This is a genomic window from Streptomyces sp. NPDC007808 (genome assembly GCF_042868655.1).
Taxonomy (GTDB): Bacteria; Actinomycetota; Actinomycetes; order Streptomycetales; family Streptomycetaceae; genus Streptomyces.
In genome coordinates this window covers 394,637-404,356 of record NZ_JBIAEQ010000010.1, presented here as the reverse complement: position 1 = coordinate 404,356, position 9,720 = coordinate 394,637, and the positions used below count along the sequence as shown (strand labels likewise).

The 9,720-nt window shown below is 68.2% G+C and carries 3 protein-coding genes, 1 tRNA gene and 1 rRNA gene; 4 read left to right on the top strand and 1 reads right to left on the bottom strand.

What is annotated here, in order from left to right:
- The 3 genes from rrf to ACFYNL_RS34885 all read left to right on the top strand — a co-directional run.
- Positions 1–86 (top strand): 5S ribosomal RNA (rrf, locus tag ACFYNL_RS34895); the annotation flags it as partial.
- 113 nt (positions 87–199) lie between these two features.
- Positions 200–862, top strand: a complete 663-nt coding sequence (locus tag ACFYNL_RS34890) for a DegT/DnrJ/EryC1/StrS family aminotransferase (RefSeq protein WP_388810857.1) — start codon at positions 200–202, stop codon at positions 860–862.
- A gap of 76 nt (positions 863–938) precedes the next feature.
- Positions 939–1,014: transfer RNA gene (locus tag ACFYNL_RS34885), tRNA-Thr, on the top strand.
- A gap of 61 nt (positions 1,015–1,075) precedes the next feature.
- On the opposite strand, the gene ACFYNL_RS34880 is transcribed toward ACFYNL_RS34885, so the two are convergent.
- Entirely contained in the window at positions 1,076–3,832 is a 2,757-nt protein-coding gene (locus ACFYNL_RS34880) for a SpoIIE family protein phosphatase (protein WP_388810855.1), read from the bottom strand.
- Positions 3,833–4,206: 374 nt separating this feature from the next.
- Here ACFYNL_RS34880 and ACFYNL_RS34875 point away from each other — a divergent pair, with 374 nt between their 5' ends.
- On the top strand, positions 4,207–9,681 hold the full coding sequence (locus ACFYNL_RS34875; RefSeq protein ID WP_388810853.1) for a HAMP domain-containing protein: 5,475 nt from the start codon (positions 4,207–4,209) through the stop codon (positions 9,679–9,681).
- Positions 9,682–9,720: the final 39 nt, after the last annotated feature.

Sequence of the window (9,720 nt, the reverse complement as noted above, 5' to 3'; positions counted from 1 at the left end):
GTTACATTCCGAACCCGGAAGCTAAGCCTTACAGCGCCGATGGTACTGCAGGGGGGACCCTGTGGGAGAGTAGGACACCGCCGAACTCCTTTTAAGGGGCTGGATCCTGAACTTCGGTTCGGAGTCCAGCCCTTTTTTGTTCTCCGTCACCTCAAGTTCACGTTGCGCAAGCACCATCGCCGATATGGGTACTGCTGCGATGCTCAAGGCCGCCGGCATAGGAGTCGGCGACGAGGTTGTCGTACCGGCCTTCGGGAACGTCGAAGTCGCCGTGTCCGTGATATCGGCGGGGGCGCTGCCGGTCTTCGCCGACATAGATCCGGTGACGTACTGCCTGGATGCCGCCGCGGTCGAGGCGGTCGTCACTCCACGGACGGCGGCCGTCGTCGCCGTACATCGTTTCGGTCGGTCTGCGGATATCGCGGGATTGCACGCGGCAGGGCAGCGGCACGGGCTGTTGATCCTGGAGCAGGGGGAGTCCGAGGCGCCGTACGACGAGGTGGCTCAGCGCAGGCAGCGGGCCGCGTATCTGGATGCGAAGTTGAAGGGTGTGCGCACGCCCGATGGTGGTGACGGGCACACCTACCAGCAATATGTCGTGCGGGTGCCGGGTAACGGGCGGCCGGATCGGGACGCGTTTGCCCGAGCCGTGCGGGCCAAGGGAGTTGAGTGCCGGGTGCCGGTGAAGACGCCTGTGCACCGGCTGCCGGAGTTCCGGCGGTGTGTGTCCCTGCCGGAGACCGAGCGAGCCGCGGATGAAACGTTGGCTCTTCCGGTCGATGCCGCTTTGACCAAGCGGGACATGCAGCGGATCGTGTCCGCCTGCAACGCGCTCGGGGGGCTGCTCCAACCTGCCTTCTAGCGAGTTTGGGAGCACGGGCGTGTTCGGGGTATGATCTATTCCGTTGCCGCGAGGGGAACTTCGCAAAAGGCAGCTGGCCCCTATAGCTCAGTCGGCAGAGCGTCTCCATGGTAAGGAGAAGGTCAACGGTTCGATTCCGTTTGGGGGCTCCAGACAAAAAGGCCCCACCCTTTCGGGTGGGGCCTTTTTCGTGTCCGTCCGTGGTGTCCTTCCTCAGTCCTTGTGGAGGCCCGGTACGCGCATGGCCAGGATCGCCATGTCGTCGGAGGGGGCGTCCGAGGCGAAGCGTTCGACGGCGCGCATGATCCGTGCGGCGACCGCGCCGGCGGTCAGGCCCGTGCAGGTGGTGAGGACGTCCGCGAGGCCGTCGTCCCCCAGCATGCGGCTGCCTTCGCGGCGCTCGGTGACGCCGTCGGTGACGCACAGGAGGACGTCACCCGGATCGAGGGTGACCGTCTGCTGGTAGAGCTCCAGGTCGTCCATGACGCCGAGGAGCGGCTGGGGATCGGCGGCCGGTTCCACGGTGCCGTCCTGGCGCAGGCGCAGGGGGAGCGGGTGGCCGGCGCAGACGACCTTCAGTTCCGCGCTGCCGTCCTCCTGCGGCCTCAACTCGCCGTAGAGCAGGGTCAGGAAGCGGCTGCGGGCCCCCTCGTCGAGGATCGCGGAGTTGAGGCGCTCCAGCACCGCGGGGCCGCTGAGACCCTCGCGTGCCAGGAGGCGCAGGGCGTGCCGGGCGAGGCCCGTGACCGCCGCCGCGTTCGGGCCCGTACCGCAGACGTCGCCGATGGCGAAGCCGTACGCGCCGTCGCTGATGGGGAAGAGGTCGTAGAAGTCACCGCCGACCTCGTTGCCCTCGCCAGCCGCGCGGTAGATGACCTCGACCTCGACACCGTCGATCTCGGGCAGCTCCGGAGGCAGCAGGCTGCGTTGGAGGGACTGGCTGATGGCGGTGCGCTCGGAGTAGAGGCGGGCGTTGTCCAGGGCCAGGGCGGCTCGGCGGCTCAAGTCCTCGGCGAGTTCCAGGATTTCCTGGCGGAAGTGTTCGTCGGTGGGCTTGCCGAGGGTCAGCATGCCGATGACGCGGTTGCGGGCGACCAGGGGGAGGACCACCGTCTCGCCGCCGACCGCGGACGCGGTGGCGAGGGTCGGTCCGATACCGATGTTCCCGCTGACTCGATGCGGGGGCTCGCCCAGGCCGAGGCTGCGCATCGAGGTGCGCAGGGCCGCTTGGTGAGCGGCCTGTGCGGGGGCCGACCAGACGCGGGCGCCGGGGGTGGGAACCGGGTCCGGCGGGGCGATCTTGGACAGCAGGGACTTGATGCCGTCGATCAGTTCCTCGTCCTCGTGCAGGACGTACGAGAGGTAGGGCTCCGAGGCCTGGTCGGCGATCGTGTAGACGGCGCACCAGGTGGCCAGGGTCGGGACCGTCATCTGGGCCATCAGGGCCAGGGTCTGGTCGCGGTCCAGAGTGCCGGCCAGGAGGTCGGAGGCCTCGACCAGGAAGCTGAGCGAGCCTCGGCGCAGGCGTTCGAGTTCGCCGAGGCGGGCGGACTCGACGGCCAGCGCGATGCGGTCGGCGGCAAACTGGAGGCGCAGGGCCTCTTCGTTGGAGTATCTGCCGGGGGCTTCGGCGGCGACGCCGAGGGAGCCGGTGAGTCGGCCCTCGACCTTGAGGGGGACCGTGACGACGGAGCGCATGCCAGTACCGCTCAGCAGGGGGACGGCGCCGGGGACCATGGTGAGGTCCTCGTGGACCGACGGCATGCGGGCGGAGCCGTAGCGGCCGGGACCGGCTTCGACGGGCACGCGCGCGAAGCGCTGGCGGGCGGAGGGCAGGCCGGTCGAGGCGCGGACCTCCAGCTCCGTTTCGTCGTCGGTGGCCAGGAGCAGGAACGCGGAGTCGCCGTCGAGCATGTCGCGGGCGCGTTCCACCGTGCGCTGGAGCAGGCCGTCGAGGTCGTCGGGGGCCGGGGAGCCGATGAAGACCTCGAAGGGGTCGGTGCTCTGGGCCTCGGTGGTGGTGGAGGTGTCGGAGGCCGGGACGCGCAACGGGGTCTGCAATACGGCGCGTTCGTGGTCGCGCACCAGGAGGCAGACCGTGGACGGCTCGCCGCCCGTGTCGCGGACGCGCAGGTGGGAGGCGTACACCGGGGTGACGCGGCCGTTGGCGCCCCTTATGCCGTAGCTGCCTTCCCAGCGGGAGAGTTGGAGGGCCTCCGCGATGCCCGTGCTGGTGCCGGGGGTGTGCGGCCAGGCGGCGAGGTCGGTCAGTGGCTTTCCGACGACCTGCTCAGGGGCGTAGCCGAAGAGGTCCTCGGCGTCCTCGTTCCAGGACGAGATGGAGCCCGTGCGGTCGATCTGGATCACCGCTACGCGGACCCGGCCGTCGGCGAGCGGGAGGAGGTCGGAGGGCAGGGACGGACCTGCGGCGCGGGTGCCCACCGGGCGCTCGGGAAGGTCGAGTTGGAACCACACCTGCTTGTGCGTGGGCGTGTACTCGACGCCCCAGCGTCCGGCCAGGGCCGCGCAGAGCTGGAGGCCGCGGCCGCCCTCGCGGTCCGGGCTGCCCATGTTGACGGGCGATCCCTGGAGGGGGATCTCGCGCTCGGGATAGCGGTCGGCCACCTCGATGCGTACACCGTCGTCGCTGCGCAGGCACAGCACGTCGGCAGAGGTGCCCGCGTGCACCACGGCGTTGGTCACCAGCTCGCTGGTGAGGACGACGGCGTCGTCGACGATGTCGGCGAAGCCCCAGCCCTGGAGGGTGTCGCGGACGAAGGAGCGGGCGCTCGCCACCGATCGCCCGACGGGATCGAAGCTGGCTGCCGCGCGCGCGGTGATCACAGAACTCCTCGACCGATTGTCGACGTGCAGGGCTTGCGGGCCGGCAGGCTCGTGCCGCTGGTGCGGCAGCTGTGTGCCGTTCGGCCCGTCCGGGGGCTGTCCCCCCGGGATCAGTCCGGTGGTCATGTCCGGCTGTCCCTCCGATGCCCGCTCGTACTCCTGCCACCGCCCAGGCCGGACGGACCGGTGCGGCTGGACAGCCGCATGCAAGGTTACTTACCTTCGCCGTCGATGCGGATGCCGGTCTGCAGTGTTTCCGTCCGGAGGGTGTGCGGACGATGTGCGAAGCTGCCGAACTGTTATGGCCGGGTTCAGCCGGGGTGAAACACTGGGCAAGCTTCTTGTGAAGGTCCGGGCAGGCTGAGTGTCATTCACGTACCGCGGGCAGCAGCACGTGGAGTGGCCTGGTATATCCGGCAGGAATACGCATCAGTAACGGGTACGCCGAGCAGTAGCACCCGAGCACAGCAGTAATGGTCGACCCCTGCGGGAGGGACACAGTGGAGTCTGGCGCAGCGACGCGGGGCACTAAGACGCGCGCGAAAGGCGGACCGTCCCTGAAGAACGAGCGCAAGGCGCGAGGCGGGACCACTGCCGTGGACACGGCTGCCCTGAACCGGCTGCTGGCGGCCCTGGTGTCGATGCGCGACGGAAACTTCCGCAAGCGGCTCACGGTGTCCGGCGACGGCGTGATGTCGGAGATCGCCGCGGTCTTCAACGAGGTGGCCGACCGCAATCTCCACCTGACGGGTGAGCTGGCGCGGGTGCGGCGCATGGTGGGACGTGAGGGCAAGCTCACGGAACGCCTGGAGACGGGGGCCTGCGAGGGCTCCTGGGCGGCGGCCGTCGACAACTCGAACGCCTTGGTGGACGACCTGGTACGGCCGGTCTCCGAGGTCGGACGGGTGCTGTCCGCGGTGGCCGAGGGTGATCTCTCGCCGCGCATGGAGCTGCGGACGCAGGCGCCGGACGGCACCGGGCATCCGCTGCGGGGCGAGTTCCTCAAGGTCGGGCGGACTGTCAACAACCTTGTCGATCAGCTGTCGACGTTCACCGACGAGGTCACGCGTGTGGCCAGTGAGGTGGGCACCGAGGGCAAGCTCGGCGGGCAGGCACGCGTGCGTGGCATGTCGGGTTCGTGGAAGGACCTGACGGACTCCGTCAACACGATGGCGTACCGGCTGACGGCTCAGGTGCGGGACATCGCGCTGGTCACCACGGCGGTCGCCAAGGGTGATCTGTCACGGAAGGTCACGGTTCATGTGGCCGGCGAGATGCTGGAGCTGAAGAACACCGTCAACACGATGGTGGACCAGCTGTCGTCCTTCTCCTCCGAGGTGACGCGGGTCGCCCGTGAGGTGGGTACCGAGGGCGAGCTCGGCGGGCAGGCGCAGGTGCCCGGTGTGGCCGGTGTGTGGAAGGACCTCACCGATTCGGTGAACCTGATGGCCGGCAACCTGACGGCGCAGGTGCGTGGGATCGCCCAGGTGACGACCGCGGTCGCCAACGGTGACCTGTCGCAGAAGGTGACGGTGTCGGCGCGGGGCGAGGTCGCGCAGCTCGCGGACACGATCAACCAGATGACCGAGACGCTGCGGATCTTCGCCGACGAGGTCACGCGTGTGGCCAACGAAGTCGGGGCCGAGGGGCAGCTGGGCGGTCAGGCGAACGTTCCGGGTGCGGCGGGGACGTGGAAGGACCTGACGGACTCCGTCAACACGGTGTTCCGGAATTTGACCATTCAGGTGCGGGACATCGCCGCGGTGACGACGGCGGTGGCCAACGGTGACCTGTCGCAGAAGGTCACCGTCGACGTGGCCGGCGAGATGCTGGAGCTGAAGAACACCGTCAACGGCATGGTGGACCAGCTGTCGTCCTTCGGCTCCGAGGTGACGCGAGTCGCTCGTGAGGTCGGTGTCGAGGGTGAGCTCGGCGGGCAGGCCCAGGTGCCGGGTGCGGCGGGGACGTGGAAGGACCTGACGGACTCCGTCAACACCGCGTTCCGCAACCTCACCGGACAGGTCAGGAACATCGCCCAGGTGACGACGGCGGTGGCCAACGGTGACCTGTCGCAGAAGGTCACCGTGGACGTCTCCGGCGAGATGCTCCAGCTGAAGAACACCGTGAACACGATGGTGGACCAGCTGTCGTCGTTCGCCGATCAGGTGACCCGGATGGCCCGGGACGTGGGCACGGAGGGCCGGCTGGGTGGCCAGGCGGTCGTCCCCGGAGTGGCCGGCACGTGGAAGGAGCTCACCGACTCCGTCAACGGAATGGCAGGAAACCTCACCGCCCAGGTGCGCAACATCGCGCAGGTGACCACCGCCGTCGCCCGCGGTGACCTCTCGCAGAAGATCGACGTCGACGCGCGTGGCGAGATCCTGGAGCTGAAGAACACCATCAACACGATGGTCGACCAGCTCTCCGGCTTCGCCGACCAGGTGACCCGGGTGGCCCGCGAGGTGGGTACCGAGGGCCGCCTCGGCGGTCAGGCCCAGGTGCCCGGCGTCGCCGGTGTGTGGCGGGACCTCACCGACTCCGTGAACGGTATGGCAGGAAACCTTACTGCCCAGGTGCGGAACATCGCGCAGGTCGCCACCGCGGTGGCCCGGGGTGACCTGTCGCAGAAGATCACTGTGGACGCGCGCGGCGAGATCCTGGAGCTCAAGAACACGCTGAACACGATGGTCGACCAGCTGTCGTCGTTCGCGGAGGAGGTCACCAGGGTCGCCCGCGAGGTGGGTACGGAGGGCCAGCTCGGCGGCCAGGCCGAGGTGCAGGGTGTCTCCGGCACCTGGAAGGACCTCACCCAGTCCGTGAACGGCATGGCGAACAACCTGACCCTTCAGGTGCGCTCCATCGCCGACGTCACCACGGCGGTCGCCAAGGGCGATCTGTCGAAGAAGATCACCGTCGACGCCAAGGGCGAGATCCTCGAACTCGTCACGACCGTCAACACCATGGTCGACCAGCTGTCCAGCTTCGCCGAGCAAGTGACCCGGGTGGCCCGTGAGGTGGGCACGGAGGGCATCCTGGGCGGTCAGGCCCATGTGCCCGGTGTCACGGGCATCTGGAAGGACCTGAGCGACAACGTGAACCTGATGGCCAAGAACCTGACCATCCAGGTCCGCAACATCTCCCAGGTGTCGGCCGCGGTCGCCAACGGCGACCTGACACGCCAGGTGACGATCGAGGCGCGCGGTGAGGTCGCGCAGCTCGCCGACACCATCAACACCATGGTGAAGACGCTGAGTTCGTTCGCCGAGCAGGTCACCAAGGTGGCCCGTGAGGTGGGCACGGACGGCATCCTCGGCGGTCAGGCGCACGTTCCGGGCGTCGCGGGCACCTGGAAGGACCTCACGGAGTCCGTGAACCAGATGGCGTCCAACCTGACCGGTCAGGTGCGCAACATCGCCATGGTCACCACCGCCATCGCCAAGGGTGACCTGACCAAGAAGATCGACATCGACGCGCGTGGCGAGATCCTGGAGCTGAAGACGACGATCAACACGATGGTCGACCAGCTGTCGTCCTTCGCCGAAGAGGTGACCCGAGTCGCCCGCGAGGTGGGTACCGAGGGGCAGCTCGGTGGACAGGCACGCGTGCGGGACGTCGACGGCACCTGGCGCGACCTGACCGAGTCCGTGAACGAAATGGCAGGAAACCTTACTCGGCAGGTGCGTGCCATCGCGCGCGTGGCGACCGCGGTGACCCGAGGCGACCTGAACCTGAAGATCGATGTCGACGCGTCCGGCGAGATCCAGGAGCTTCAGGACTACATCAACAAGATGATCGCCAACCTGCGCGACACCACGATCGCCAACAAGGAGCAGGACTGGCTCAAGGGCAACCTCGCCCGCATCTCCGCGCTCATGCAGGGCCGCCGCGACCTGGAGGACGTGGCCTCGCTGATCATGAGCGAGCTGACGCCGGTCGTGTCCGCCCAGCACGGCGCGTTCTTCCTGGCGATGCCGCTGGTCGACGGCAAGGACATGAGCGCCGAGGGGGAGGATCAGTACGAGCTGCGGATGCTGGGGTCGTACGCCTACTCGATGGGATCCATGCCGACGTCGTTCCGGCCAGGCGAGGGCCTGATCGGGACGGCCGCCATGGAGAAGCGCACGATCCTGGTCGAGAACGCGCCCAGCGGCTATCTGAAGATCTCCTCCGGGCTCGGCGAGGCGCCGCCCGCGCAGGTGATCGTCCTTCCGGTGCTGTTCGAGGGCAAGGTGCTCGGCGTGATCGAGCTGGCCTCCTTCACCCCCTTCACGCAGATCCAGAAGGATTTCCTCAACCAGATCGCCGAGATGATCGCGACCAGCGTCAACACCATCTCCGTCAACACCAAGACCGAGGTGCTGCTGAAGCAGTCGCAGGAGCTGACCGAGCAACTGCGCGAGCGGTCGGCCGAGTTGGAGAACCGGCAGAAGGCCCTCCAGGCGTCCAACGCCGAGTTGGAGGAGAAGGCCGAGCTGCTGGCCCAGCAGAACCGCGACATCGAGGTGAAGAACACCGAGATCGAGGAGGCGCGGCAGGTGCTGGAGGAGCGGGCCGAGCAGCTCGCGGTCTCCATGCGCTACAAGAGCGAGTTCCTCGCGAACATGTCGCACGAGCTGCGTACGCCGCTCAACTCGCTGCTGATCCTGGCCAAGCTGCTCGCGGACAACGCCGAGGGGAACCTCTCGCCGAAGCAGGTCGAGTTCGCCGAGACGATCCATGGCGCGGGCTCCGACCTGCTCCAGCTGATCAACGACATCCTGGACCTGTCGAAGGTCGAGGCGGGCAAGATGGACGTCTCGCCGACCCGGATCGCGCTCGTCCAGCTCGTCGACTACGTGGAGGCCACCTTCCGCCCGCTGACCGCGGAGAAGGGCCTGGACCTGTCCGTACGGGTCTCGCCGGAGCTGCCCGCCACGTTGCACACCGACGAGCAGCGCCTGCTGCAGGTGCTGCGCAACCTGCTGTCCAACGCGGTGAAGTTCACCGACTCGGGGTCGGTCGAGCTGGTCATCAGGCCCGCCGGTACGGACGTGCCGCAGAAGATCCGGGAGCAGTTGCTGGAGGCCGGTTCCCTCGCCGAGGCGGACGCGCCCCTGATCGCGTTCTCCGTGACCGACACCGGCATCGGGATCGCCGCCAGCAAGATGCGGGTGATCTTCGAGGCGTTCAAGCAGGCGGACGGCACGACCAGCCGCAAGTACGGCGGTACGGGGCTGGGGCTGTCCATCTCGCGGGAGATCGCCCAGCTGCTCGGCGGGGAGATCCACGCGCAGAGCGAGCCGGGGCGCGGCTCGACGTTCACGCTGTATTTGCCGCTGCATCCGAGCGAACTGCCTCCGCACGGCTACCAGCAGCAGCTGCCGCCCCTGGACGCGGGCGACCTGGTGGCCTCGGCGGCCGAGCTGGCGGAGCTGGCGGACGTGGAGGTCGAGACGCCGGCCGAGGTGCGGTCGTACCGGGAGACGCAGAACGGCGCCGCCGCGCTCTTCAGGCGCCGCCGCAGGGCCGCGACCGAGCTGGAGCAGCGCCCGGCGCAGCAGGAGCAGTGGTCGGCGGCGGAGCAGGGCTCGGCGCCGCAGTCGTTCCGGGGCATCCGGTTCGGCGGCGAGAAGGTGCTGATCGTCGACGACGACATCCGCAACGTCTTCGCGCTGACCAGCGTTCTGGAGCAGCACGGCCTGTCCGTGCTGTACGCCGAGAACGGCCGGGAGGGCATCGAGGTCCTCGAACAGCATGACGACGTGGCGGTCGTCCTGATGGACATCATGATGCCGGAGATGGACGGGTACGCGACGACCACGGCGATCCGCAGGATGCCGCAGTTCGCTGGTCTCCCGATCATCGCGCTGACCGCCAAGGCGATGAAGGGCGACCGCGAGAAGGCGATCGAATCCGGCGCGTCCGATTACGTGACGAAGCCGGTGGACCCCGATCATCTGCTGGCGGTGATGAACCAGTGGATGAGGGAGCAGTGACGGGAACGAACGGTGGGCACACAAAGTTGCTGACTCAGT

What these genes read in the sequence shown, in the direction of transcription:
- ACFYNL_RS34890 (WP_388810857.1), top strand. Translation starts at nt 200, where the DNA reads ATGCTCAAGGCCGCCGGCATAGGAGTCGGCGACGAGGTTGTCGTACCG.
- ACFYNL_RS34880 (WP_388810855.1), bottom strand. Translation starts at nt 3,832, where the DNA reads ATGACCACCGGACTGATCCCGGGGGGACAGCCCCCGGACGGGCCGAAC.